Source organism: Catenulispora sp. EB89, from assembly GCF_041261445.1.
Taxonomy (GTDB): domain Bacteria; phylum Actinomycetota; class Actinomycetes; order Streptomycetales; family Catenulisporaceae; genus Catenulispora.
Map to the genome: position 1 here is coordinate 54694 of NZ_JBGCCU010000017.1, position 26169 is coordinate 80862.

Genomic DNA, 26169 nt, shown 5'->3' on the forward strand with positions numbered 1-26169 from the left:
ACGCGGGTCGCTCCCGCTCAGAACCCCAGCTTCTTCAGGCAGCAGATCATCGGCCGCACCTGACTCGAATACGCGTCAACGTTCAGCCAGTACCCCGCCGCCACGCCGGAGACGGCGGTCGCCGCGTCGGTGAGCTGGAGGCACGTCGCGCCGTCGGAGGGCGGCTTGCTGCGGCCGAGGCCGGCGAGGAAGAGCGCGTTGGGGTTCGCGGTCTTGACCTGGTTCGCCACCTTCGTTGTGATCGCGGAATAGGTGGGTGCGTCCAGCTCCAGCTGCTGGCCCTGGTACTCGAAGATGTCGCCGGGCGCCAGGTACTGGGCCGCGGCGGCGAGGCCGTGACGGACGAAGGCGTTGTAGTCCATCCCGCCGTCCGACGACTTGAGCGGATACTGCGGACGCCTCCCGGGGTAGGCCGGGTTCGGGGAGTCGTTGCACAGGTCGTTGCCGGGAGACAGCACGACCTTCAGGTTGTGGCTGTGCGCCGTCGCGCAGAACTCCTGCGCGTAGCTCACCAGCGTGTGCCGATTCAGCAGCCACGAGCCCTGCTCGACATCCGGCGTGTCGGCCCACGACTCGGCGTCGTACTGCACGGCCGTCACCCACGACGGCAGCCCGGCGGCGATGGCGTCCACGAGCCCCGTCGACCCGTTCTGGTAGCTCGCGAACTTGAGGACGGCCACGCCGCTGTAGCCGGCCGGAACAGGCGACGCGATGGTGTTGTCGCCGGTGTACGAGGCAATGAACCACGTACTCCCGCTGCCGAACGCGCTCTGGCAGACCTTCGGACTGCCGTCGAGTACGGGGTTGTTGAGATTGTCGAACGCCTCGCGCGCCAGCAGCCACGTCGGCCCGGTGCTCTGCGCTCGGCGGGCGGCGGCGGTGTTCGTGCTGAGAGCCGAGGCGGCGACGACGATCCCTGCCGCCGCACCGGTGTCACGAATGAACCGCCTGCGAGAGACAGAGCTCTGAGTAACAGAGCCCTGAGTGACAGAACTGTGGTCGAGGGACCTGCGGTCGACTGACATGAGTGTGCCTTCCACTTCGTCGGGTCAGGAATTCGGTGCAGATGAGCCATGCGACCCAGCGGCCGCGTCAGAAGAAGGAGCGAAAACACCCGCCAACCGCGCCACCCGCCCGTCGCTCAAAGCAGCGACCGCAACCTCCGGCCGAGGCGCATTGCACTTCGGGCAGTCGCTCCCCTTGCCCGGGACGTTCACCCAGAACCCCGTCACCTGCCCCGCCGCCCCGAGCATGGCGGCGACCAGCATGTCGGGCGTGATCGCCGATCCGTGCGGATTGGTCGACAGACCGGCGAGCACGGTCACGTTCGGATTGGCCGCCCGAATCTGCGCAGCGACCCGCGTGACAAAGCTCCGGTAGGCAGCGGCATCGCGCTCCAGGCTCTGAGCCTGAATGTCCACCACGTCAGCAGACCGCGCTGCATCCGCCCCGATCCCCCGATCCACAAAAGCCGTCGCCGGATCCGCCGCCTTCCCCCCGCCGGCGTTCACCAGATCCATCGCCGGCGTCGCGATGAAAATCAGCCCATGCGCATGAGCGATCTGCGCCGCACGCTGGTAGAACGTGGCAGGATCACGCTGCTCGTCAGTCGGCGTCTGCGCCCAATGCTCCGCGTCATAGATGACCGCGCGGATATCCGGACGCAGCGCACCCCGATCGAGCGTGTCTTCGAGGACTGCGAAGCTCTTGAACGACATCGTCGGCACGACGGGCAGAACCGTCGCCGGACGTTCGGCGTCGGTAAGAATCTCGAAGATCTGAGCCCCGGCCAACTGCCCACGCACATGCGAATCCGCGGCAAGCGCATTCAACGCCGCCTTGGTCAGGATCCAACTCGGCCGACCACTGCCGCCGACCGACTGCACCGCCGGCGCCTGGGACGCGCGACGCATGCGCGCATGCGTACCGGTAGAACAGCCCGCAAGCTGAACCGCCAGCGCCGACAAGACGAGCGCCACAACCACCCGCCAGATCCGCGAAGCACCCCACCTCATTCGGTCGCCCCCGCCCACCGAGCACGCCCAGCGCGCCGACCACGCCGAGCACGCAACCGCCAAGGCGCCTTAACCGGCCGCATCCCGAACGACAGAAACGCCTCGATCATGAAGAACCGCTTGAGAAACGAGAACGGAATCCACAGCACCAACCACGGCAGCAGCCGCAGCCGCCGGTAGTACGCCATGACAAGCAGCCGCGGAACGAACGAACTGACCTGGCTCGCCAGCAGCAACACAGCGAATCGCAGCAGGTTGTGACGCACAGCCGGTTCCAGAATCGACAGCTCCAGCGTCAACAACAGCATCGCCGTACCGAACGGCTTGAGCAGCCCCTTCCCCGCCCCGAGCGGCATCTTGAACCAGTTCCGAGGACTCGGCGCACCGCACCCGAACGGGGTATACGCAGCGAAGCTCATGATCCCGCCCTTGCACCACCGGAACCGCTGCACGCGCAACTGACGCACCGACGTCGGCACGTCCTCGTACGAGATCACCCGCGGATCGATCGCCGCCCGGTATCCAAGCCGGGCCATCGAGCACGTGAAGAACACGTCCTCCCCGAGCGTCCCGTGGACGAAGCCCCCGATGGCCAGAGCCGGCAGCCGCCGGAACGCGCAGAACGTACCCGGCACGCACGGCACCGCGTCGACCTCCGCCAACATCACCCGCGCGAACCCGAAGCTGAAGATCATCTCCAGCGCCCGCATCCGGTCGATCCAGGTGGTGTAAGGCTCCTTCGGCAGCACGAACGCTCCGACCAGCCCGATATCCGGGTGCGCCAAGAAGTGCGGCACCGAGTACACGAAAGCATTCGCGTCCAGCGCGCAGTCCGCGTCCACCCGGTACACGTAGTCGGCGGTGCACTCGGCGAGCGCCAGGTTCAGCGCCGCCGACTTTCCAGCGTGCCGGCCCTGGAGCACTTCCCCCGTCGCGTGCCTGAACTCCGCGATGACGCCTTCAGCCAGCGCGCGGGTGTCGTCGGTGGAACCGTCGTCGCACAGGATCACCCGGACGCTGCCGCCGTACGCCGCGGCGGCCCGGTCGATGGAGCGCAGCGTCCGCTCGATCACCACGGCCTCGTTGTAAGCAGGAATGATGACCTCCAGCGGCGGCCGCCGCTCGTCGGGCCGCGGTGCCCCGGGACCCGCGAACCGCACCAGGCCGAGCAGCACGTAAATGCTGTCCATGACGCCGGAACGCAACGCCCGCACCACCAAGAACGCGACGAGCAGGTTGGCGCCGGCCTGCGCGATCAGCACAACAGCCAGACTCCCCATAAGCGACAGCGACGCGACGAGGCACAGCAGCAGCACCAGCGCCTCCCGCCGCCGGCCCGGTTTGACGGCCGGCACCTGAGTCACCCGCGGGAACTGGAAGCTCGTGAAGGCGAAGCGGAACACGACGAAGAACGCGACCGACTCCTGCAACACGAGGTCGATCAGCGGCAGCGGCCCCACCGACGCGTGCAGGGCGTGCGCGACGAGCGCCAGAACGGTGGTCGTCACGACCGACACTGCCAGGAACAGCACGCCGTGCCCCGCGATCATCAGCCGCCGGCCCGGCGTCGCCGGCAGAACCAAAGCGGTGATCACCATGAATTCGAGCACTGTCGTCGGGACGAGCGGCACCAGCTTCGCCGCGTAGTAGGTGGCGAACGCGGGGTCGTGGATCACCGAGTCCAGCAGCCGGGCGACGAGGGCCCGGTACAGCTGGACGAACGGTGACGTGCGGAACGCCACGATGACCACGTTCGCCGCCACGACCAGCGTGAGGAAAGCGGTGACCCGGGGCAGCGAGGGGCGTTGGAACGGCGGCAGCCTGACCACGGCGCCCGCGCCCCGGTCGGAGTCGTCGAACCGCCGCCCGAGCGGCTGCAGGACCACGACCATCAGCACCGCGATGTCCAGGATCAGCAGCACGAGGCCCGGTGCGCGCGTCATGAGAGCAGGCCGACGTTCACGGTCATGCCGCACAGGACCCCGGGCGGCGTGGTGGCCATGGAGATGACGACGTCGTAGTAGACGCCGGTGGACACCTTCGCCGGATCGAGCAGGATCTCCTGGACGGTCCCCTTCGCCGTCGCGCCGGCCGCGGCCACGGCCACCGTCACCTGCTGCCCGGTGTGGATCCGGCCGATGCTCGTTTCGGGGACCTGCGCGGTCACCGACATCGGTGCCGAATACAGGGTGATGAGCGGGGCGTAGCCGCTCGGCTGGGTGGCGCGGGCGTCGCCGCCGGCCGCCGGCTGCCCGGCGAACAGCTGGAACCCCTGCTGCTGGCCGGCCGTCGTCCCGGTCTGCCCGGGCGGACCCGCGTACTGGTGGACGCCGTCGGAGTGCACCTGGTCGCCGACAGCGCCCGCGGTGTCGGCGACGGTGCCGTCGGCGGGTGCGACGATCGAGGCGTTCTTCAGGATCTGTTCGTCCTTGGCGACCTGCGCCTGGGACGCGGCGAGCTGCGACTTCGCCTGCGCGACGGTCACCGCGACCGGGACGGATCCCGGGCTCGACTGGCCGAGGACGGTCTGTTGCAGGGACTGGGCCTGGGTCAGCTGGTCGGCGTCCCGCTGCTGCTCGTCCAGTGCGGCGGACTGGATCGAGGTGAGTTGGGCCTGCGATTCCGACAGTGCCGCGCTGTCCTTGGCCGCTTCTGCTTGCAGCGTCTGGCAGAGCGTTCCGTTGGTGGTCGGCGCCGCGGGCGGGTCCGACGGGCTCACTCGCGCAGTCGGCGTCGTTCTGACGGTCGTCGTCATGGTGACTGTCGTCGGCCGACGGCTCGGTGGAGCAGTGGACGGAGTCGGCTCGGGGGTGGTGGCTGGGGTGTCGGGACCGGTCGGCGAAGGGTTCTGCGATACGGAAGGAGCGACAACCACGTCTGCGGGACCGGCGGCTTCGTCGGCTGTTGTGCTGGTGGTGCTCGTCGTGCTGGTCGTGCTCGTCGCAGGACACGACGATGCGAGCCGCGCGTTGTCGTCGTCCAGGATGTGCTGGCGGCCGGCGACCACGGCGGTCTGCAGGTCGGTGCTGTTCTTTCCCTTGCTCTGGGCCAGACTCAGCGCACTTTGGGCGCTGCTGACCGCCGAGGATGCTTTGGCCGCGGCGAGCTTGGCCTGGTTCTGCTGAACGGTGCTGGTCTGCGGATTCTGGGCGGCGGCCAGTTCGGTGGTGTCGGCCTGCACCAGGGCCTGCGCCGCCTGGAGGTCCGACTGCCCCACCGAGGTGTCCTCGGTGGCCAGCAGCTGCCCGGCCTTGACCTGCTGGCCGGGTCGGACGTTCAGGGCGCTGAGCGTGCCGTCGTCGCCGAAGTTGAGGTAGTACGCGTGCGCCGGCGTCACCTGGCCGGTGATGGTCGGCGCGGGGTCGGCCATCGCCCGGTAGGTCAGCACCACCGAGGCGGCGCCGACCGCCACGACGACGACCGCCACGAGCAGCTGCCGCGGCCGCAACGGCGCGCGGGCCGGCCGCATCTCGCCGACCCCGGCCTCGCCGCTGGTCAGGGCCGCGTTCATGCCGCGGACCCGGTCCTTGGTCACCATGGTCTTCTCCCTTCTCCGATGCCTGATCCGAGGGCTGATCCGAGGGCTGATCCGAGGGCTGGGCTGATCCGAAGGCTGGGCTGGTCGCCGGGCCGACCCGTGGGCCGATCGCCGGACGCGATCGCTGGTCCGATCGCGTCCGGCGGTTCAGCGGTCAGTGGCTCAGCAGTCAGTGGCTCAGCAGTCAGTGGCTCAGCGGTCCACGCCTCAGCGCTCGGTGGCCTCGGGCATCAGGTCGTCGGCGGTCGCCATCCCGGACCGCCAGACCGAGCGAGCGATGATCTTGCTCAGGTCGGCACGGTGGCGGTGGCGCACCGCGATGTCGGTGCACTCCTCCATCAGCCCCTCGGACAGCGTGGTCGGCTTCAGACCCAGGGCCAGGAACTGGTCGTTGCACACGTTCAGGTCGTTCCGGTCCGCCTCCTGCCGCGGGTTGGGCAGGTTCGCGACCTCGACCCCGGTCATCTCGCTCACCAGCTTCGCCAGCTCGGCGACCCGGTAGGTCTCGGTGACCTGGTTGAACACTCGCGGCCGGGGCCGTCCGGCGGATTCTCGATGGCCAGCTCGACACACCGCACGGTGTCCCGGATGTGGATGAACGCCCGGGTCTGGCCGCCGCTGCCGTGCACGGTCAGCGGGTGGCCGATCGCGGCCTGCATGAGGAAGCGGTTGAGGACCGTGCCGTAGTCGCCGTCGTAGTCGAAGCGATTGACCAGGCGGTGGTCCAGGACCGTCTGCGGGGTCTGGGTCCCCCACACGATGCCCTGGTGCAGGTCGGTGATGCGCAGCCGGTCGTTCTTCGCGTAGAAGCCGAACATCAGCTGGTCCAGAGTCTTGGTGAGGTGGTAGACCGAACCGGGGTTGGCCGGGTGCAGGATCTCGCGCGGGATGTCGCCGGTGGGCGTCGGCACCTTCACGGTCAGGTAGCCCTCGGGGATCGGGGCCGATCCCGACCAGCCGTACCCGTAGACGCCCATCGTTCCGAGGTGCACCACCGCGGCGTCGACGCCGGTGGTGACGAGCGCGGACAGCAGGTTGTGCGTGGCCCGCACGTTGTTGTCGACCGTGTAGCACTTGGCCTGCGGCGACCGCATCGAGTACGGAGCCGCCCGCTGCTCGGCGAAGTGCACGATGGCCTCGGGCCGGAGCTCGGCGAGCAGCGCGGCGAGCCGCTCGTACTCGGTCGCCAGGTCCAGGCGGACGAAGCCGATGTCGCGGCCGGAGACCGACTTCCAGGCCCGGAGCCGCTCGCCCATCGGGCGGATCGGGGTCAGCGACTCGACTTCGAGCTCGAGGTCGATCACCCGCCGGCTGAGGTTGTCGACGATGGTGACGTCGTGGCCGCGGTCGGACAGGTGCAGGGACGTCGGCCAGCCGCAGAAGCCGTCGCCGCCGAGAACGAGGATGCGCATTCGAATCCACTCCTTGAGATCGTTTGAACGGGGGTCCCGGCGCGGCGCTCGGGGCGCGGGCGGGCCGGACGTCCGTCCGGCGGCCGGGGTGCGGCCTGCCGGAACGATGATGAGTGGACTGTTAGGAAACCTTCTTTACTTGGACTCGGGGGCACCGTAGGGCAGCCGTCGAGGGCGTGTCAAGGAGCTGCGAAAGACGATCTTCCGGCTGCTCCTGGCGCCGCGTCGGCCTTCCGCACTGTGGAACCGCCGCCTCGGTAGCGGGGCGGAAGGTCACAAAGGCCTGGTATGCACCGCAGGACAGTCACCGTACGCAGCGATGCTTGACGGTTCCGTCACGGGCGAGTATCACTGGTGGTGGGCTTGTTAGGAAACTTGCTTAACTAAATCCGGCCCGGCGCCCTGATCCTCCCACCCTTCTCGGGCGCCGCCGGCCGACTCACGCCGTCAGTACCGGCACTGACCGCGTCCCGCGTCATCCGCCACCTTCCATCACGCCCTGAATCTCAGCGCCGGACACCGGGCGTACGCCTGCAGGAGTCTGCGATCCATGCCATCGACATCGCGCGGCACCATGGCCGCGACCACCCTGGACGCCTTGGAATCCGAGGCCGTCCACATCTTCCGGGAGGCGGCCGGCGAGTTCGAACGACCGGTGATCCTGTTCTCCGGCGGGAAGGACTCGACGGTGCTGGTGCACCTCGCGGTCAAAGCGTTCTGGCCGGCGCCGGTCCCGTTCCCGCTGCTGCACGTCGACACCGGCCACAACTTCGAGGAGGTCATCGCCTTCCGGGACCGGGTCGCGGCGCACTACGACCTGCGCCTTGAGGTGGTGCGGGTCCAGGACTGGATCGACGACGGCCGACTGGCCGAGCGTGCCGACGGTCTCCGCAACCCGCTGCAGACGGTCCCGCTGCTGGACGCCATCAGATCCCTGCGATGCGACGCGGCCTTCGGCGGCGGACGACGGGACGAGGAACGGGCTCGGGCCAAGGAGCGGATCTTCAGCCTGCGCAACGGATTCGGGCAGTGGGAGCCGCGCCGGCAGCGTCCGGAGCTGTGGAACATCTACAACGGCCGGCACCGGGTCGGCGAGCACGTCCGGGTGTTCCCGCTGTCGAACTGGACCGAGCGGGACGTCTGGCGCTACGTCGAGCGGGAGGACATCGAACTGCCGTCGATCTACTACTCGCACCGGCGTACCGTCTTCCGCCGATCCGGCATGTGGCTGACGGCCGGTCCGTGGGGCGGCGCTCGCGAAGGCGAGGACGTTCGGGAACTGACCGTGCGCTACCGGACCGTCGGCGACGGCTCCTGCACCGGGGCCGTGGAGTCCTCGGCCGCGACCGTGGCCGAGGTGATCGCCGAGGTGGCGGCCAGCCGGCTCACCGAGCGGGGTGCGAGCAGGGCGGACGACCTGGTGTCGGAGGCCGCGATGGAGGACCGGAAGCGATTGGGGTACTTCTGATGGCTGCCGAGTACATGCACCAGGACCTGCTGAGGTTGGCCACCGCGGGGAGCGTCGACGACGGTAAATCGACACTGGTCGGCCGCCTTCTCTACGACACCAAGTCGGTGCTGGCCGACCAGTTGGACGCGGTCCACCGGGCCAGCGTCGACCGCGGCCTGACCACCCCGGACCTGGCGCTGCTGGTGGACGGTCTGCGCTCGGAGCGCGAGCAGGGCATCACGATCGACGTGGCGTACCGCTACTTCGCCACGGCGCACCGCTCCTTCATCCTGGCCGACACGCCGGGGCACGTGCAGTACACCCGGAACACCGTCACCGGCGCGTCCACCGCACAGGTGGCGATGGTCCTGGTGGACGCACGCAAGGGCGTGGTGGCGCAAACCCGCCGGCACACCGCGGTGCTCGCCCTGATGGGAGTGCCGAAGCTGGTGCTGGCGGTCAACAAGATCGACCTGGTCGACCACGACGAATCGGCGTTCGCCCCGATCGCCAAGGAGTTCCTGGCGCACGCGACGGCGCTGGGCTACGCGGAGTCGGACGTGCTGGCCGTCCCGGTGTCGGCGCTGGTCGGCGACAACGTCGTCGAGCCGTCCCCGCGGACGCCCTGGTACACCGGGCCGACTCTGCTGCGTCACCTGGAGACCGTGTCGGTGGCGCCGGAAGTCCACGACGCGCCGCTGCGCTTCCCGGTGCAGCACGTCATCAGGCCACGTACTTCCGAGCATCCGGAGTACCGCGGCTACGCCGGCCAGATCGCCGCGGGCACCGCGACCGTCGGCGACGAGGTTCTGGTGCTGCCGGCCGGAATTCGCAGCACCCTGACCGGCATCGACACCATGGACGGTCCGCTGACCGAGGCCGGCGTCGGCCGTTCGGTGACCTTGCTGCTCGCCGACGATCTGGACGTCTGCCGGGGCGACGTGATCGTCGCGTCGAGCGCGCCGCCCACGGTGACGGACGAGTTGGACGCCACGGTGTGCTGGCTGTCGGAGACGCCGTCGCGCCCCGGTGCTTCGGTGCTCCTCAAGCACGGCACGCGGACCGTGTCGGCCGTAGTCGTCTCGATCGACGCCCGGTTCGACGAGCAGAACCTGTCGACGGTCCACGACCCGGAGTCGCTGCGGCTCAACCAGATCGGCCGCCTCACGCTGCGCACGTCCGAGCCACTGCCGGTCGACGACTACACGACCAGTCGGCGTACCGGTTCCTTTCTGCTGATCGACCCGGCGGACGGGGCCACGCTGGCCGCCGGCCTCATCGGCGCCCCGCTGGCAGTGCTGGAGCGTGGAAGGAGGCCTTCGTGAACCGCAGCGGAACCGCGAACAGAACCACGAACAGAACCACCAGGGCCTTATCCGCCTCGCCGATAACGCGCGAGTCGTACCGCCAGGGCGCCGTCGGCCCCGCCGACCCGTGCGACCCGTCCGGCCGCGACCGCGTCGACTGGACCCGGCTGCACGCACTGGAGACGCTGTGGGACCCGGGCAGCCGCGACATCCTCACCAGCCTCGACATCCGCCCCGGCTGGCGCTGCCTGGAGCTGGGCGCCGGCACCGGATCGGTGGCGCGCTGGCTGGCGCACCGATGTCAGCGCGGAAACGTCGTCGCCACCGAAGTGGACCTCCGCTTCCTGCGCGGAGACCGGGTACCGAACCTGGAGATCGTCGTCCACGACGTGGTGAACGGCAAGGACTTCCCCGCAGAATCCTTCGACCTCGTCCACACCCGCGCCGTCCTGGCCCACCTCCCCGACCGCGACCGCGCCGTCGAACGAGCAGCCCGCTGGCTAGCCCCCGGCGGCTGGCTCGTAGTGGAGGAACCGGCGCTCTACCCAGTCGACTCCTCCCCCCACCCCGACTTCCGCCGCTGCCTCAACGCCTACGCCCACATCATGGCCACCCACCAGGGCACTGACCTCCGCTGGTCCCGCCACCTGCCATCACTCCTGGACCAGGCTGGCCTCGCCGAACCCGGCCTCCGCGTGACCACGATGGTCGTCGGCGAGGGAGGACCCGCCGACGACTTCTGGCGCATCAGCCTGGAACAGGCCAAACCAGCGATCGTCCACGAAGGCCTCCTAGCCCCGGACGACCTCCGGCACGCCATAGGCTTGCTCGACGATCCATCGTTCCTGGACCTGTCCTTCGCCCTCGTCTCCTCCTGGGCCCGCAAACCCCGACCGGGTGAACTTCACCGGACGTTGTGACGGAGCGCCAGACCGCCGACCTGGGTATTCGCCGGCGAAAAGCAAACGGTCGGATGTTCACTCGAACATCCGACCGGCGGCGACTTCAGCTGTGCCACCGAACTGCGGAAACGTACTCTCGCGGACCACGCCGTTCGGGAACGAACTGCTACCCAAACTGCTACCCCATTCGAGCACCTTGCCGAACCACCTATCGTGCTACTTCGCACCGTCCAAACGGCGAAGGAAACGCTGAAGGGCCTCAGTGAGCTCGTCAGGACTGTCGAGAACCTCGACCGGGATGCGGTCAACGAACGCAACCCCAGCATCCATGAGGAGGTGGTCGCGGGTTCTATCCATAGCCCGCCGGCCGTTGTGATGAGGTCCGTCGACTTCGATCACGCCCGCACGCCCCTTGTAGGTGACCAGCACGTCCGGTTCCCACGTTCGACCTGGCACACGCCCGCCCGCGAGTGGATAGATCCCGATCGTCTCTTCGGACCGCAGCACCGAATCTTGTAGGCGCTTCAGCGCGCGGTACACCGCCAGTTCTCCGGCGTTCGTAAACCAAAGACCGTCCTCGGTAAACTTCGGCGGCGCAAGGCGCACCCTTCGCCCCTGGTTGGTGGGTCGTTCCCCATCCGCCTGAGCCTTGAGTTGGCTCTGCCACCCAGGTCCCACTTCCGGAAGTACTTGGCGGACGCACACCCACCCGACCGGGTAGCTACGCCGTTCGCCGATGTCATTGAACAGCCGCTTCAACTGTTCGATGGTTTCTTCGGTGTATGCGGGTTGATCCTCCGGCAGGACATCGATCCATAAGTTGTCCCAGCTCTGATCTTCTGGATCGAGGCCGTAGCGAACACTGACAACGTTGGCGAGCAGCATCGCGAGCTTCCGATCGCCATTTCGCGCCAGAACCGTCGCGGCGACCCCGAGTATGTGGTCGCCGATGATCCGCCGCTTGTCCTCGTCCTTCGTCCTGGGATCGTCCAATATCTCGGCGTAAGTTCGGGCCACTTGAGACGTGTGTGGCAACTCGTGAGACCAGCCGTTACTCATAGTTCCCTCCGCACGTCAGAAGCACCGTACTGAAACGATAGCCGTATTAGCCGACAGGGAACCCCATTCATCAGGGTCCTCATATCGACTGCGGTCGCACCTGAGCAACCTACGGTGATCGCGAGTGGCGTCGACCTGGCCGCTCCCCATGCATTGCGCAAGTTCGCGCAAGTTCGTGGCGTCGAGTCTGAGCAGCATGCAAGGGTTCTCATATCGATAGCGACCCCCGACGCGAGGAGGGCACCATGGCGCTTCAATACATCGGTATCGACCCGGACACCGGGCAGGGGAACTGCCCGACCGTCTGGGTCGACGACAAGAACGATGACCTCGTACTGCAAGGATGGCTCGTCGACGAGACGACGCTCGCCGAGTGCCTGGCCATCGGCGACGTCCCCGAGACCGAGGCGGTCATCCGCGTCCCGGCCCGCATGGTGCCGCTGATTCGAGAGGCTTGTGATGTCGCTGAGCGTGCGCGTACCTGACTTCGCTGAGCTGCTGAACTCGGCGAAGACGTCGGCGGTCCACTTGGAGATGCACGATTCCTACGCTGTCGCGGACGAGGCGGAGGACTTCGCCGAGTGGCGCCGCAGCGGCCGGCGAGATGACGACCCCGATTCGGAGTACTGGCGCCCCTGGGTCGACCTCGTCCAGGCCGCCGTGACCCGCGGCGTCGTAGTCAGGCGAGCCCGTATCGTCGCCGAACCGGTGTCGGACTACATCCGATTCGAGCATGCCGGTACCCCAGTGAACATCACAGCCGGCGAGCAGGTGCGTTGGCTGCCGCGCCGCCTCGCCTCGGACATCGCACTTCCAGGAAACGACTTCTGGCTGATCGACTCACGGGCGGTGCGGTTCAACCTGTTCACCGGTGAGGGCGACCTCGCGGAACCGCAGTACACGGAAGACCCCGCGACAGCGAAGCTATGCGCTGACGCATTCGAAGCCGTGTGGGAGCGTGCGACGCCGCACGAGCAGTTCAACATCTGATCGGCCTTCGCCGTGACGTCATCCCCGTCGTCCAGCGCCCAAGCGGCGCGTGACGCTCTCGCCCTGCGCCTGCGGGACTTGATGCTGGACGCGGGGATGACCGCTCGCGCCATCGCTACTTCGGCCGGGTGGCACGAGTCCAAGTCCTCCCGGCTGTTAAACGGGAAGTCCTCCCTTTCTGACCAGGACATCAAGGACTGGTGCCGCGTCTGCGATGCCGAGGAACAGATCGCCGACTTGATCGCGGCCAACCGCGCCGCAGAATCCGCCTACGTCACCTGGAAGCGGGTGCACCGAGCCGGGCTCCGACGATCGCAAGAGTCCACCGTGCCGCTATACGAGCGCACGAACAGCTTCCGGGTGTACTGCTCGAACGTCGTGCCCGGCCTACTCCAGACCCCCGAATACGCCGCCGCGCTCATGTCGGCCATCACGCGGTTTCAGGGAACACCTGACGACGTCGAACAGGCCGCAGCAGCCCGAGTCGCGCGCTCACACGTCATCCGCGAGGGTAACCACAAGTTCGCGCTGCTGATCGAAGAGTCTGTGTTGCACAACCACTTCGGCGACGAGCAAACCATGGCGGCACAACTCGGCTACCTGCTGACAGTGATGTCCCTGCCACGAGTGAGCTTCGGCATCATCCCGGCTGGAACTCGGCGGGATCAGTCAATGTGGACGCTGGAGACCTTCATGATCTTCGATGACGTCGAGGTTCAAGTCGAGTTGCTCGCGGCCTTCGTCACTGTGACGGCGCCCTCGGAGATCGGCGCATACGTCAAGGCGTTCACCGAGCTCGCCGACCTGGCAGCCTACGGATCGAAGGCTCGCGCCCTGATCACTTCGGCGATCGACACCCTCGGCTAAGAAATCGGCACGCAAGCTCGCGCAAGTTCGTTGAGCCCTGATATGCCCGATCTCTAGCGTCGGTTTCATGGCACCTCAGCCCGCTCCGAAGCTCTCGGTCCCGCAATACGCGCTGTGTCCGGAAGTGGAAGGAGTTCAGATCTTCCGCTCCATCGACGACCCCAACCGGGCGCCCGGCTTCCTGGTCCGCTGCCGTTGCGGCTACCGAGCCGGTTCCTACGCGACGGTCGAGATGGCCGAGCGGATGCGAAGCAACCACGAGACCGTGTGCCTCTGGCCGCACTGAGGACCGATCAACCGCCCATCGTTCGAAGGAGGAACCAGCATGCCCGTCAACCAGTCGCCCGCCGAGGCCTCGGCCGAGGACGGCCTGTTGCTCGCGGTCGAGACCCTGAGCACGGCGCACGACCGCAGCGAGTCCGAGCGCTCGGACATCACCTCGTCGCAGAACAGCGCCGGCGACGACGGCGAGAACCGCGACCTGAACCTGCCGAGGGAGTAGCGCGACATGGAGCACCGGCTCGTCACCGCGATCGAGAAGGCGCTCGGCTGGGACGGGCCGGCGCTCCTCGGCGCCGGCTTCGCCCAAGGCGAACTCCACGACGCCGATCTGCCTTCGCGCCTCATGACGCCCAATCGGCTTCTCGACCTCGTCGAGGGCAGGCACCTGGCCAACCCGCAACTCCGTATGTACGCCGAGAGCGAGGAACTGCACCCTTCGCGCTAGCTGACTGAGGCGGTCAACCGCCGACGGCAGGCTGTGAAGCAGGCTGACATGGCCGCGGTCGGCGTCGTTCTGAACAACGGCGGAACCCTGGTCCTGGACAGCGTCGACACCTTCGACCAGACGATCCAGGTGGCATGCCGGGCGCTGGGCTGGTGGTCGGGCGAACTGGTCTCGGCGAACATGTACCTCGCCGTCGGCGACACTGCCGGGTTCGACCTCCACTGGGACGACCACGACGTTGTCTGTGTCCAGCTCGCGGGACAGAAGTCCTGGGAGGTCCGCGACGCGTCGCGATCACATCCGATGTACCGCGATGCCGAGCGCAACACCGAACCCGCCGAGAACGTCGTATGGGCCGGCACCATGAACCCGGCGACGTCATGCACATCCCCCGCGGCTTCTGGCACACCCGCCACCCGCGTCGGATCCGGCGAGGGCTACTCGCTCCACGTCACATTCGGCATCACCAAGCGGACCGGCGTCACTTGGCTCAACCATCTGTCGGATATGGCACGCGCTGACGACGCGTTCCGTACCGACTTGGAAGGCGCCGCAAACATCGACCCGAAGCTGCTGGTCACCCGGCTGGCCAACATGGCAATAGACCACAATCCCGTGCGCTACCTGGATGACTTGCGAGCGACCACCCCATCGCCCCGGCACCTGCCGTATGTTCCAGCGTTCGGCGCGCTCGCTGGCGTCTCGACCATCACCGAGTTCGCCCCCGTCATCACGGTAACGAGCAACGCGGTCGAGGTGGTCACAGCCGGAAAGCGCCTGACGTTCGCCGCACACACCGAGTCAGCGCTCCGAACGCTGCTGTCGGGCCACCCCGTCGAACTCACCGACGCCGACGAGGACACGAAGGCATTGGCTGAACACTTGATCGAGGAGGGGCTGTGCGAGCCGCTGACCGCCGAGTCGTCCTCGGGCTATACCGATCTCGTCCCACTCGTGACCTGCTCGAAGCAGCCCTCGACTGTGGCGTGACCGCGCTGGACACCGCCTACAACTACAGCGGCTTCGCCTCTCATCGGATGCTCCGTACCTCGGCAGGAAACCTGCTCGACGAGTTCGACCTCTCGACCAAGGTCGGGTTCTTCCGCGACGGCCACGATCTCGAACCAACACGGCTGCGTATTGCAGTCGAAGAGTCCGCCGAGCATCTGGGGCGCCCGCCCAACACGGTCCTGCTCCACAACCCGGAGACCTCACCGGCAGGCTTCGCCGCCGCCTGCGAAGCCCTGGCCGCCATGCGCGAGGCCGGCTTGTTCGAACGGTGGGGGATTTCGAGCTGGGACCCGCGGCTGCTTCTGTGCCGTCCTTACCGAGGGCCGAGGCCCGACGTTCTCATGGTCCGAGCCGGCCTCATGGTGCCGACCGCTGTTCTGGAGGCGGCCGACGCCATGACCTACGCGGTACGACCGCGAGAACGCTGGGGCATGGCACCCTTCGGCCACAACGCGAGGAACCCTGTCTGGAACGCGGTCGACGCTTCTGTGTTCCTCGCCCCGGAACAGACGGCGTCCATGATCCATGCCGCTTTCGCTGTCGCATTCAGCCTTCCGACCGTCACCCGCGTTGCGGTGGGGACGACGAATCCAGACCACCTCAGAGAGCTCAAAGCCGCTTGCTCGCTCGCACTGAACGACCAAGCCGTCGGTCGGTATCGCACCATGTTGCATCGCAAAGCTACCTTTGGTGTGGTGCACGCACACCAGCCCCCACCAGGAGTTCGAGCATGACCGTGGACACCGTCCCCGCTTCTCAGCTCTACGACCTTCGGCGCGTCGAGGTCGATGACGTCATGGATCGCGTCCAGAAGTCGCTTCAGCTCCTCCTTCTGCCCGAGGGCGCGGTGCGCAAGCGCCGTTCGATCGGTGCCGCCACCGACCGAGGTACCTGGGTACGGATCGAGTGCCGCGGTCTCGAACGCCTCGACGCCCAAGGGTGGGGCATCGAGGCCGCCGAGGCGCTGCGCGACGTGGCCAAGCCGGAGTGGTATGCCGGGGTCTCGTGGTTCGACCCAGCACGCCGCGTGATGTGGCGTGCAGATGAGACGAGCTACGTCGAAGAGCAACCCGTGGGCAACGCCGCAGCGGCGACCGGCTTGCCGGATGCCTGGTGGGCGGCCCTGGACGCCTCACTGGACGCTATGGCCGGGCACCAGGTGGCGCGTCTCGCGACGCCCGACTGCGAGCCGATCACGCAGGAACGAGTCAGCTCCGTGATCGAGAAGGTTCTCCCACATCGGGTCGACTCGACGATCAAGGAGTGGACCACCGCGCACGCGGACCTGAACTGGGCCAACCTGACCGGCCCGAACCTCTACATCCTCGATTTCGAGGACTGGGGACGGGCACCTCGCGGCCTCGATGCCGCGAACCTGTGGCGCAGTTCTCTAACTGTCCCCGAGGTGGCAGACAGGGTGTACCGGCAGAGGCGCGCGGATCTGGAGTCCCGCACCGGCCAAGTCATGATGGTGTTCTATTGCGCTGAGATCATGAGCTGGGCCGACGAAAGCGAGCCTGCTCTGGCCCCAGCCAAGACCACAGTTCAAGGGCTCCTGAAAGGGCTCGCACGCTGAAACCCGGCCGAACGACGAGTCCGCCCGACCGCTCGGTCACACGACTGGGTGGACTTCAACAAGCTCTGCGGCCACGCTCGTGTGACAACCACACAGCTTTACACGCACGTCGCTGAAGCGGTCGTCAAGGACGCCGCGGACCAGATGGGCGCAGCCCTGTTCCGTTGACCTGCGATTTTGTGAGTTCGCGGGAAAACTGCAACGGGAACTGCAACGGAGGCCAGATCGAACACAATGAGGCCCTTCGCTGGGTTAGAGCGAAGGGCCTCATCAACGCGGAGGCGGAGAGATTTGAACTCTCGATGGGGTTTAAGCCCCAAACCGCATTAGCAGTGCGGCGCCATAGACCGGACTAGGCGACGCCTCCAAAACCCACAGCCACCGGACCACCGGCGCTTGTACGGTCGCCGATAGCGTACCCGGTCGGCTCGGTGGAGACAAAAGCCTTTGCCGAGGGGGTGGGACGCGGGGGATCTCGGAGGCGGGGGAGACGGGCTCGGGGTGCTTGTGGGATAGTCGCCTATCGGTGACCATCGCCACCTTTTCTTCCTCTGCCGTCAGCTCTGGTGCCGGTGTGGGGCGGGATGGTGGGCCCGGCGGCGAGTACCTGTCGCGCGTTGGGGTAGTGGCGCCTGACGCACGCCACGAGGAGGGCCACGGCTGGATGGACCGTTCACCGGTGCGGGGTGTCGCCCGGTTGGCGGCGATACTCGACTCGCTGCCCGAGGCGCTGCTGCTCGTTGACGGCGGCGGGCGCGTGGTCAACGCGAACGCCGTGGCCGTCGGTTGGTTCGAGGCGCCGGGTGCGCCGCTGGTCGGCCGGCCTGTCACTGATCTGCTCTCCGGGTTCGGCACCGCCTTGGCGCGGGTTGCCTCGCCCGATCCGACGGCTGGGGTGTGGACCGATCCGGGCGAGTCCGGGGCGGGTTCGGTGTCCGGCGGCGATGCCGGGGTGCCGACCCGTATGGTCGCCAAGCTCGCCGACGGTTCGGCCTTTCCGGCCGAGGTCGTGCGCTCCTTCCTGCCGGCCGGGCACGGTGGGCTGGAGGTCGTGGTGGTCCGCGACGTCTCGGGGGTCGCCGATGCCGAGGCCGAGCTGCGCCGCCAGCAGCGGCAGACCGAGCTGATCCTGCGCGCCGCCAGCGAGGGCATCGTCGGTGTCGACACCGGCGGGCGCGTGGTGCTGGTGAACCCGGCCGCCGCGCGTGTCCTCAAATACCGTGCCTCCGAGCTCGGCGGGCTGGAGTTCGACGCGCTGATCGGCGGCTCTGCTCCCGGCGAGCCGTCGCCGGTGGCCGACACCCTGCGCACCGGGCGCAAGCACCGCCTCGGCAGTGAGGCCGGGCTGCACCTGATCGCCAAGGGCGGCGGCACGGTGCCGGTGGAGCTCTCGACGGCCCCGGTGATGGAGGACGACGCCCTGGTCGGCGCGGTCGTCACCTTCGTGGACCTGTCCCGCTTCCGGCTCCCCGCGGTCCAGACCCCGCAGGCTCCCAACGGTGCCGGCGGGCCCGGCGGCCACCCCGGCGTCGGCGCGTTCAACGGGGCCAACGCCTTCGGCGGAGCCGGAATCGGCGGCGTCGGCGGCACGGGCATCAACGGCGCCAACGGCTCCGTCCTGAGCGCCGAGTCGGTCAGCGCCCTGCGACGCCCGCTCGACGCCGCCCGCACCGGCCTGGCGCGCCTGGCCAACACCGGCGACGCCCTCACCCCCGGCGCCCGCCACCAGCTGGCCCACGTCACCGCTGAGCTCGCCGAGGCCGCACGCCTGGTCGAGGAACTGCTCGACGCCGCCGCCGGCCCCACCGGCCTGCGCAAACGCCCCGCCGAGCTGGGCCGGATAGTGCACGCGGCCACGGACGCCGCGACCGACCTGGCCGGCGCGGCCGGCATCGACCTGGCGGTGCACACCGGCCCGGCCGAGGTCGTGATCGACGCCGAACGGATGACCCAGGCGGTCCGCCACCTGCTGGTGGACACGGTCCAGGCCTCTCCCCCGGGCTCCACGGTCGTGGTCGCCGCCGCCCGCCGCGGCCCCATCGCGCGCATCGAGGTGCGCGGCGCGGAGGTCGCCGGCGTGCCGGAGCACCTGGGCTTCGCGCGCACCGTCGTGGAACGGCACGGCGGCCAGCTGACCGTGCACCGCGTGGACGGCAAGGGCGTCACCTATGTGATCGAGCTGCCGGTCGGCGCCGAGGGCGAGAACGAGCTGGCCTCCGGCAATTCCTCGGCCTCGCGCAACCTGGTCGAGGAGACGCGGATCATCCCGATCGTCCGCGAGATCGAGTCCGCGGAACCGGCCGGTGCGCTCGGCGGACGGCGCCGGGGCGACTCGGCCGCGGCCACGACGACCACCATTCCCCGGCAGATCGCGCCGCCGGAAGAACTGGGAGACCGAGGAGAGCGCGCGGACCGCGGGCACCTCGGCTTCAGCCAGACCACCCACGTGCCGGCCGTCGCTTCGGCCTCGGGCAACGGCGTGTCGTCGGCGTCCAACGGGTCCGGAGGGATCGCGTCACCGGGGTCGACCGAGACGGCGCCCCGGGGACGCCGGCGCGCGGCGCAGCAGGCGGCCGCGGCCAACGACAACTATCTGATCCAGCACGTCGAGTCCTCGGGCGACGCGGCGCTGCGCACGTCCGGCTCGTACCAGGACGAGGCGGCGCTGGCGACGTCGGGGAACTTCACTCCCGAGGCCCAGCAGGCCCAGCAGGCTGCTTCGCTGTACGGCGATCCGGTGTTCCGGGAGCCGGGCGGCGGCGACTCGCGCTTCGGCGCGCCCCGGGCTGTGGGGTCGGGGTCGCTGTACGGGCCGGATCCGGCGCAGCCGTTGTTCCGCGACGAGGTACCTGGCGCCGACGCCACAGGTGGAGGCCATGGTGGCTTCCCTTCGAGCACCGGCGCGTTCGGCGGCGGCGAAGCGGCGAACGGGCAGCAGGCGGGCACGATGTTCGCGGGCGACGCCCGGGGCGAGCTGTTCTCCGTGCCGAAGACGTCCTCGCCGTTCGGCGACATGGCGGGCTTCGGGAGTCAGGCAGCCGATTCCGTGTTCGGGACCGGGGCGCAAGGTTCCGAGTCCCTCAACGGAAGCCAGGGTGTCGCATTTCCGCCAGTCGGCGATGCGCCGGCGCCTCTGCCCTTCTTGACCGAGGCTCAGGCTCAGAGTTCTGGGTTCCCGGTGCCGGAGCCGTTCGATCAGAACAGTAAGAGTTCTGATCGTCAGACCTCCGGGCTTTCGCCGGCCGTGTTCCCGCCTCAGGCGTCCCCCGCTCCCCAGCCGCCCGCGCCGTTCCTGACCGAGGCGCAGACCGCGTCGCCGTTCGGCGCGCTCCCTCCGTCGCCGTTCGCGGCGCCGAAGCCGGCCGTCAGCGAGGCGGCGGCGTGGCCGAACCCGGAGGAGCCGGACCCGGCCCCGCAGGCCGCGGACGCGTGGCCGGCGCCGGGCGGCGAGCCGCGCGGGGCCGCGCCGACGCTGCTGGTGTGGCCGACGCCGGAGACCGGTGCGGAGCAGGTGCTGGCTGCGCAGGGGTACGCGCCCACGGCGTTGAAGGCACCCGCACAGCTCAGCGAGGCCGGGGCGGCGCGTCCGGTGGCGCTGCTGGCCGACCCGGTCGGCGTGCCGGTGACGCGTGCCGCGCTGCACACGCTGCGCGCCGCGGCGGCCGACTCGGGCATCCCGCTGTTCGTGACCGCCGGGTTGGGCGCCGTGCCGGCCGCCGCGATGTCGGCGACCGCGCGGCGCGGGGCGGATCCGTCGGCGCTGCTCAGGGCCCTGACACCGGAGCAGGTGTCGGCGCCGCGGGTGCTGCTGATCGAGGAGAACCCGGATCTCGCCGCCAGCTTCGCGATCTCGCTGGAGCGGGACGGGATGCGGGTGATCCAGGCCGCGAGCGAGAACGACGCGATGGCGGCGATGGTCGCCGAGCATCCGCAGCTGATCGTCATGGACATGACGTTGGTGCGGCGGCGGCGCTCGGGGGTCATCGACTGGCTGCGGACGTACGAGCGGCTGCATCTCGCGCCGACCGTGCTGTACACGGTGCCGGCGTCGATGACGACGGATGCCGGGGTGCTGCGCGCGCTCCGGTCCGGCGAGGCGGTGGTGCATCTGGTGGACCGCGAGGTCGGGCCGGAGGCGGCGCAGCGGATCGGCGATCTGATGGGGAAGATCGTGGATTGAGGCAACTGAGGCGGGGGTTCCGTTTCTGCTCTGCGACTCCGCTCAACTTCTCGGTTCTGTGTCTCGGTTCTGTGTCTCGGTTCGGCGCGTCTGCTCGGCGTCCCGGCTCTAGTGCCGCGGCAGGTAACGTTCGCCCTGCGTGGACTGCCGGGTTGAGAGCGGGAGGTATCTGAAGCTCCGTGCTTCATGTGGTTGGTATCGTTCCCGGTGACGCATCGGCACGTAGGCAAGGCGGGGTGGTTCCATGACGGATGTCGTTGCTGGGGTCGCCGCGCTGGCGGCGGCGCTGGTCCTGGTGGCCTGCGGTCTGGCGATTCGGCGTGATGCCTTCGGGATCGTGTCTAGGAACACGCGAATGGCCACGAAGGTCTACGGCCGGCTGAAAGACCCTCCCGAGGTGCGGGCGACGATGGAGCGCAATGCGCGACATACCTCGATCGGGTTCATCGTTGTGGGCGGCGTGATGGCCGTGGTCGATGCGCTATGGCTGGTCAAGGCACTGGTCTAACGCAAGGTCAGGCGACGTTCGCCCGGGCGACGACGGCGCAGACGCGGGTCGGTGACATGACCGTTCCGCCAGAGGATGTAGCGGCGGATCATGCTGGCCTGGGCTTTGTGGCTGGCGTGGTCGGTGCCGTCCAGAGCGAAGTACCGCAACGCGGTGAACTGCGCCTCGATCCTGTTGAGCCATGAGCTGTTGGTCGGGGTGTAGACGAACTCGACGTTGTTCGCCGCCGCCCAGTCCCCAACGCGGGTGTCGACCTTCGTGGTCAGGTGCGGGCTGTAGTCGTCGCAGATGATCGCTATTCGTGTCGTCGGCGGGTGCAGGGTGCGCAGGTAGCGGCAGAACTCCAGGAACCGGACCCGCTTCTTGCGGGGTTTGACGTGTCCGAACAGCTTGTCATCGATCAGGTTGTAGGCGGCGAACAGGTGCCGGACGCCGTCGTTGCGGTTGTAGGTGGCCCGGCGTTTCGGACGCGGGTCCCGGTCGGGATCGGTGTTCTTGCCGCTGATCGCGGCCCAGTGCCGGCCGGGGTGCGGCATCAGATTCAGCGGCCCGAACTCAGCCAGACACCAAATCACCCGCGGCTCGCCCGGTTCCGGGATCACCTCGCCGTCGGCGATCGCATACAGATGCTCCACCCGGGCCTTCTTCGCCTGGTAGTCCGGGTCCTTCGAGGTCTTCCAGGTCTTTATCCGTTGAAACGAGATGCCTTCATCACGAAGCAGGACCCGCAGGCCCTCGTGAGAGATGTCGTCGGCCACCCCCTCGGCCACCAGGAAATCCGCCAGCTTCGACAGGCTCCAGGTGGAGAACGGCAGGCCGTGCTCGACCGGCTTGGACTTGGCGATCTTCTTGATCTCCCGACGCTCCGGCAAGTTGAACACCCGCGGACGTCCGCCGGCGTACTTCGGGTAGAGCGAGTTGAAGCCATCGGTGTTGAAGTTGTGGATGACGTCCCGGACCCGGTCCTCGCTGGTGAACGCCACCTCCGCGATCTTCGCGACGGGCATCTTCTGCGCCGAGAGCAGCACCATCTGCGCCCGCCGCCAAGTCACCACCGACCCGGTCCCGCGCCGCACTATCCGAAGAAGCCGACGACCCTCGTCGACATCGATCTCCCGCACCTGCACCGGCTCGGCCATGCCGAACAGTGTCCACCGACAACGCCGGCCGGGAACGGATCCCGACCGGCGCGTCGCCAATCACCGCGCAAACGTTGCCTGCCGCAGCACTAGCGCAGTTCCGCTGTCGTGATGAGGCGAATCGCGGCGTCGGCCCACGCGTCGAACGCCGCGCGTCCCGGGTCGGGGCCGAGCGTGCGATTCAGGGCACGAAGATCCGTCGCGCAGCGTCCCAGGCCTGCGGAGTCGAGGCGGTCGGCCGTCGCGTCCAGGCGTGCGGCGAACGAGGGTGGAAGGTGGCGTGCGCCTCGGTGCGTCATCTCGGCGAGGAGTTCGAAGGCGTTCTCGATCGCGGCGGTGAGGCGGTCGGGCAGCAGGGCGGCGCCGTCGTCGAGGTCCTGGGAGCCGTCGCCGGACGCCAGGTCGGGGACCACGACGCGGCCCTCGGCGACCACCGCGATCGGGGTCAGGACCAGGCCTCCGCGGCCGCGCCGGACGGTGGCGGAGACGTAGTCCGGGTCGCGGCGGAGCGCTTCGGCGAGGGCGTCGAGGGCGCCGGGCGCGACGGAGCGGTACTCGGAGACGATGCGTGCGGTGCCGCCCGCCGCGCCGCGGATGACTGCGGACAGGCGCTGGCTGCCGGGCTCGTACCAGAGGTGTTCGACCTCTGCGATCTCCACGACGCGCACGTCCTCGGCATCGACGCGCGGCCGCACCAGGCGCGGCGGGAGCCGGTCGAACTCGGCGGCGAGCGCGTCCAGGTCGCGGGCGAGCAGCGTGCTGGGCAGGTGGCCCCACGCGCCGCCGGACTGGCTGACGGTCGTGCGCGCGACCCGGTTCACCGCCAGCCGCAGCCGCCGATCGGCGCGCCGGTGCGCGGTCTCGGTCACGACGTTGCCGCCGGCCAGCACCCCCACGGTGCTCCCGGCCAACCGCCGCCCGACGAGATCAGAGCCGGTGGCGGCGCCCTCGTAGCGGCCGTCGAGGGTGAGCACGACGCCGGCCGCCGGATCGGCCAGGAACACCAGAGCCCTGCGATCCCCGCCGACGGCCAGCACACGGCACCCGAGCGCGGTCAGCCGCAAGCGCCGCAACGCGACCTCGGCCGCCTCCTCGGTCCCCAGCACGCGCGACTTCGGCTGGCCCACCGCCGACCCCGCGACCCGAGCGCGCGCGACAAGCTCGGCCAGCAGATCGGCGACCAGCACCTGCTGATGCCGCGCCGCCCGATCGGCATGCGCGGCCACCTGGTCGGCCAGATCCTCGGCGGCGAGCAACGGCCACCGCAGGCTCGCGGAGTCGAGATCGCGGCGCACGCGCGCCAGGCGCGGGGTGAAGCCGGCCGCGAGGTTCGAGACGCCGGTGAGGAAGATGTCGGCGGCGAGGTCTACGGCGGAGGCCAAGGCTTCCGGGACGGCGGTGCCGAGATCCGCGCCACCGCCAGCACTCGCACCAGAACCAGAACCACCATGCCCAGCGCCAAGACCGCCAGCCATGCCCCGCGCACCTGCCGCGCCATCGCCCGGACCAGTTGTGCCGCCAGCACCGGAACCGGCGCCGACTTGCCCAACGCCAAGACCGCTGATGCCAGGCGCGCCAGCCACGCCATCGGCTCCGGCGCCGCCGCCAGCGGCAGAACTGGAACTGGAACTGGAACTGGAACCGGAGACAGCATCACCACCGGGATCGCCAGCCAGGTCCGGCGCACCTGCCATGCCGGCAGCACTGCCGGGGCCGGAGCCGACTTCCGCGCGCTCGTCCGCACCCCCCACCGCGAAGTGCCGATCCCCCGCCGCGCTCCCCAACGCCTCCCACGCACGCCAAGCCCACACTGCAAGCGCGATGGCCTCCTTCGTGTCGCGGGCGTCGCTGCGGGCGTAGGCCAGGTCGTGGGGGACCAGGAAGCGGACTGAGCAGTTCGGCAGTTCGACCCAGGGGACCTGCTCGGTCGCGGTGGCCGGGTGTACGCGGGCCAGGTAGCCGGTGCTGTGGCGGCGGCGGGCGGTGGCGAAGCTGCGCTTGCCGAGGAGGGCTTCCAGTTCCTCGTCGGTGAACTCCGATGGCTGCCACTGTTCGAACTCGTCCGTGCCGTCCGAGGCAGTGGCCTGGTACGCCAGCACCACCGCGACCACGTGGCGGCAGGCGCCGGAGGCGCCGCAGGTGCAGGCCGCCGCTTCCAGGCCGCCGGGTGGGAGGGCGCAGATGACGCCGTCGGGGAAGGTGCCGCGGACGGCGTCCGGGTCCTCGGCGATGGTGGGGCCGGTGCCGGCTGCGGCTTCCTTCGCCGCGCGCTTGTACAGGCCGCGGTTGGTCAGGGAGACCAGGGCGTCCTCGGTGAGGGCCAGGAGGTCGGCGCGGGTGGTCATGCGTTCACCGCTTCCGCGACGAACGCCGCCAGTTCGCCGGGGGTCATGGCGCCGACGAAGGCGCCGAGGTCGGCCAGGCGTTCGCCCATGTCGCGGTCGAAGGCGGGGTTGGCGTCCTCGTCGAGGGCGCACAGGGCGAGGAAGCGGCAGCCCTGTTCGATCAGGGCGCGGGCGCCGCGGAGCAGGCCTGATTCGCTGCCGCCTTCGTAGAGGTCTGATATCAGGGCCACGATCGTACGGCGGGGGTTGGCGACGAGTTCGCCGGCGTAGCTCACGGCGCGGGAGATGTCCGTGCCGCCGCCGAGCTGCACCTTCATCAGCAGGTCCACGGGGTCCGTGACGTCGCTGGTCAGATCGACCACCGACGTGTCGAACGCGACCAGGTGCGTGCGCACGCCGGGCAGCCCCCACAGGCAGGCCGCCGTCACCGCCGAGTGGATCACCGACGACACCATCGACCCCGACTGGTCCACCAGCAGGATCACCTGCCAGTTGTCGACGTGCCGCCGGGAGCGTGTGAAGAAGTGCGCGTCCTCGATGTAGAGCTTGCGCTCCTGCGGCTGGTAGTGGCCGAGGTTGCCGCGCAGGGTGCGCTTCACGTCGAAGTTGCGCGCCAGCCGGACCTGCGACGGACGCCGCAGCCGGGTGCCGGAGAACGCCACCCGCACCTCGGTCGCCAGCTTGCGCATCATCTCCGCGACCACCGCCGCGACCAGCTTGCGGGCCAGCTCCAGCACCTTCGGGTCCATCAGGTGCTTGGTCCGCAGCACCGCCTTCAGCAGCGCCGGGCTCGGCTCGACGCGCTCCAGCACCTTCGGGTCGGTGACGATGTCATGGATCTGATACCGGTCCACCGCGTCCCGGGTCAGCCGCTCCACCGTCTCCTTGGGGAACAGCCGCGTGATCCCGTCCAGCCAGTCGACGGTCGTGAGCACCGAGTCCTCGCTGCCGCCGGGACCCTTCGGGCCGCCCGACGTGGCGCCGCCCTTCCGGACGCCGCGCTGCGCCAGGTCGTCGTCCCGGCCGTACAGCCAGTCCAACGCCGCGTCGCGCGAGGCGTTGTCAGGGCTCAGCGACGTACCGGAGGAGGCGGGGGCGCCGAGGATCATCCGCCATCGCTCCAAAGCGGCGGCCGCCGCGTCA

The 26169-nt window shown here is 69.0% G+C and carries 19 protein-coding genes, 1 tRNA gene and 3 pseudogenes; 13 read left to right on the forward strand and 10 right to left on the reverse strand.

Annotation, left to right across the window (positions count from 1 at the left end; translation table 11 throughout):
- Positions 1 to 17 precede the first annotated feature (17 nt).
- The 5 genes and pseudogenes from ABH920_RS31090 to ABH920_RS31110 form a co-directional block, all read right to left on the reverse strand.
- Positions 18 to 1025: a hypothetical protein gene (locus ABH920_RS31090; RefSeq protein ID WP_370352758.1), complete on the reverse strand. Its 1008-nt coding sequence runs from the start codon at positions 1023 to 1025 to the stop codon at positions 18 to 20.
- A gap of 24 nt (positions 1026 to 1049) precedes the next feature.
- A complete protein-coding gene (locus ABH920_RS31095) occupies positions 1050 to 1979 on the reverse strand; it encodes a hypothetical protein (RefSeq protein WP_370352760.1) in 930 nt (309 codons plus the stop codon).
- Positions 1980 to 2011: 32 nt separating this feature from the next.
- A complete protein-coding gene (locus tag ABH920_RS31100; protein ID WP_370352761.1) occupies positions 2012 to 3958 on the reverse strand; it encodes a glycosyltransferase in 1947 nt (648 codons plus the stop codon).
- The gene (locus tag ABH920_RS31105; RefSeq protein ID WP_370352762.1) at positions 3955 to 5553 is read right to left on the reverse strand and encodes an HlyD family efflux transporter periplasmic adaptor subunit; all 1599 of its coding nucleotides are present in this window, start codon (positions 5551 to 5553) and stop codon (positions 3955 to 3957) included. Before ABH920_RS31105 ends, ABH920_RS31100 begins: the two co-directional genes overlap by 4 nt.
- A 207-nt stretch (positions 5554 to 5760) precedes the next feature.
- Positions 5761 to 6965 (reverse strand): annotated as a pseudogene (locus ABH920_RS31110) (NAD-dependent epimerase/dehydratase family protein).
- Positions 6966 to 7515: 550 nt separating this feature from the next.
- On the opposite strand from ABH920_RS31110, the gene cysD reads away from it, so the two are divergent.
- The 3 genes from cysD to ABH920_RS31125 are packed head-to-tail and all read left to right on the forward strand — an operon-like array spanning position 7516 to position 10642.
- Positions 7516 to 8433, forward strand: coding sequence for a sulfate adenylyltransferase subunit CysD (gene cysD / locus ABH920_RS31115; protein WP_370352763.1), 918 nt, complete (start codon positions 7516 to 7518; stop codon positions 8431 to 8433).
- Positions 8433 to 9740 (forward strand): sulfate adenylyltransferase subunit 1, encoded by a 1308-nt coding sequence (locus ABH920_RS31120; protein WP_370352764.1) that lies wholly within the window; start codon positions 8433 to 8435, stop codon positions 9738 to 9740. The genes cysD and ABH920_RS31120 overlap by 1 nt, the downstream gene beginning before the upstream one ends.
- Positions 9737 to 10642 carry a trans-aconitate 2-methyltransferase gene (locus ABH920_RS31125; protein ID WP_370352765.1) on the forward strand — a complete coding sequence of 302 codons (906 nt, stop codon included), beginning with the start codon at positions 9737 to 9739 and terminating at the stop codon, positions 10640 to 10642. The genes ABH920_RS31120 and ABH920_RS31125 overlap by 4 nt, the downstream gene beginning before the upstream one ends.
- A 198-nt stretch (positions 10643 to 10840) precedes the next feature.
- Here ABH920_RS31125 and ABH920_RS31130 read toward each other — a convergent pair whose 3' ends face one another.
- On the reverse strand, positions 10841 to 11617 hold the full coding sequence (locus tag ABH920_RS31130) for a hypothetical protein (protein WP_370352766.1): 777 nt from the start codon (positions 11615 to 11617) through the stop codon (positions 10841 to 10843).
- Between the two features lie 311 nt (positions 11618 to 11928).
- Between ABH920_RS31130 and ABH920_RS31135 the strand changes: the two genes are divergently transcribed.
- From ABH920_RS31135 to ABH920_RS31170, 8 genes and pseudogenes are all read left to right on the forward strand, one after another.
- Complete coding sequence (locus ABH920_RS31135; RefSeq protein ID WP_370352767.1) at positions 11929 to 12168, forward strand: hypothetical protein; 240 nt, start codon at positions 11929 to 11931, stop codon at positions 12166 to 12168.
- A complete protein-coding gene (locus ABH920_RS31140; protein WP_370352768.1) occupies positions 12143 to 12673 on the forward strand; it encodes a DUF6879 family protein in 531 nt (176 codons plus the stop codon). Before ABH920_RS31135 ends, ABH920_RS31140 begins: the two co-directional genes overlap by 26 nt.
- 12 nt (positions 12674 to 12685) lie before the next feature.
- Positions 12686 to 13540 carry a helix-turn-helix domain-containing protein gene (locus ABH920_RS31145; protein WP_370352769.1) on the forward strand — a complete coding sequence of 285 codons (855 nt, stop codon included), beginning with the start codon at positions 12686 to 12688 and terminating at the stop codon, positions 13538 to 13540.
- 67 nt (positions 13541 to 13607) lie between these two features.
- Complete coding sequence (locus ABH920_RS31150; RefSeq protein ID WP_370352770.1) at positions 13608 to 13826, forward strand: hypothetical protein; 219 nt, start codon at positions 13608 to 13610, stop codon at positions 13824 to 13826.
- A 39-nt stretch (positions 13827 to 13865) separates the two neighbouring features.
- A complete protein-coding gene (locus ABH920_RS31155; RefSeq protein WP_370352771.1) occupies positions 13866 to 14042 on the forward strand; it encodes a hypothetical protein in 177 nt (58 codons plus the stop codon).
- Between the two features lie 6 nt (positions 14043 to 14048).
- Positions 14049 to 15257 (forward strand): annotated as a pseudogene (locus tag ABH920_RS31160) (JmjC domain-containing protein).
- Positions 15254 to 16012: an aldo/keto reductase gene (locus tag ABH920_RS31165; RefSeq protein WP_370352772.1), complete on the forward strand. Its 759-nt coding sequence runs from the start codon at positions 15254 to 15256 to the stop codon at positions 16010 to 16012. The pseudogene ABH920_RS31160 and the gene ABH920_RS31165 overlap by 4 nt, the downstream one beginning before the upstream one ends.
- On the forward strand, positions 16009 to 16854 hold the full coding sequence (locus tag ABH920_RS31170; protein ID WP_370352773.1) for a hypothetical protein: 846 nt from the start codon (positions 16009 to 16011) through the stop codon (positions 16852 to 16854). The genes ABH920_RS31165 and ABH920_RS31170 overlap by 4 nt, the downstream gene beginning before the upstream one ends.
- Before the next feature lie 276 nt (positions 16855 to 17130).
- Here the strand turns inward: ABH920_RS31170 and ABH920_RS31175 are convergent.
- Positions 17131 to 17221 (reverse strand) — tRNA-Ser (locus ABH920_RS31175).
- Between the two features lie 297 nt (positions 17222 to 17518).
- Here ABH920_RS31175 and ABH920_RS31180 point away from each other — a divergent pair.
- Positions 17519 to 21034: a PAS domain-containing protein gene (locus ABH920_RS31180; RefSeq protein WP_370352774.1), complete on the forward strand. Its 3516-nt coding sequence runs from the start codon at positions 17519 to 17521 to the stop codon at positions 21032 to 21034.
- A gap of 244 nt (positions 21035 to 21278) precedes the next feature.
- The gene (locus ABH920_RS31185) at positions 21279 to 21542 is read left to right on the forward strand and encodes a hypothetical protein (RefSeq protein WP_370352775.1); all 264 of its coding nucleotides are present in this window, start codon (positions 21279 to 21281) and stop codon (positions 21540 to 21542) included.
- A 7-nt stretch (positions 21543 to 21549) separates the two neighbouring features.
- Here ABH920_RS31185 and ABH920_RS31190 read toward each other — a convergent pair.
- The 3 genes and pseudogenes from ABH920_RS31190 to ABH920_RS31200 all read right to left on the reverse strand — a co-directional run bounded on the left by ABH920_RS31190 (position 21550) and on the right by ABH920_RS31200 (position 26135).
- A pseudogene (locus ABH920_RS31190) lies at positions 21550 to 22681 on the reverse strand (IS630 family transposase).
- A gap of 89 nt (positions 22682 to 22770) precedes the next feature.
- A complete protein-coding gene (locus tag ABH920_RS31195) occupies positions 22771 to 25026 on the reverse strand; it encodes a hypothetical protein (protein ID WP_370352776.1) in 2256 nt (751 codons plus the stop codon).
- Positions 25023 to 26135 (reverse strand): VWA domain-containing protein, encoded by a 1113-nt coding sequence (locus ABH920_RS31200; RefSeq protein WP_370352914.1) that lies wholly within the window; start codon positions 26133 to 26135, stop codon positions 25023 to 25025. The genes ABH920_RS31195 and ABH920_RS31200 overlap by 4 nt, the downstream gene beginning before the upstream one ends.
- Positions 26136 to 26169 lie beyond the last annotated feature (34 nt).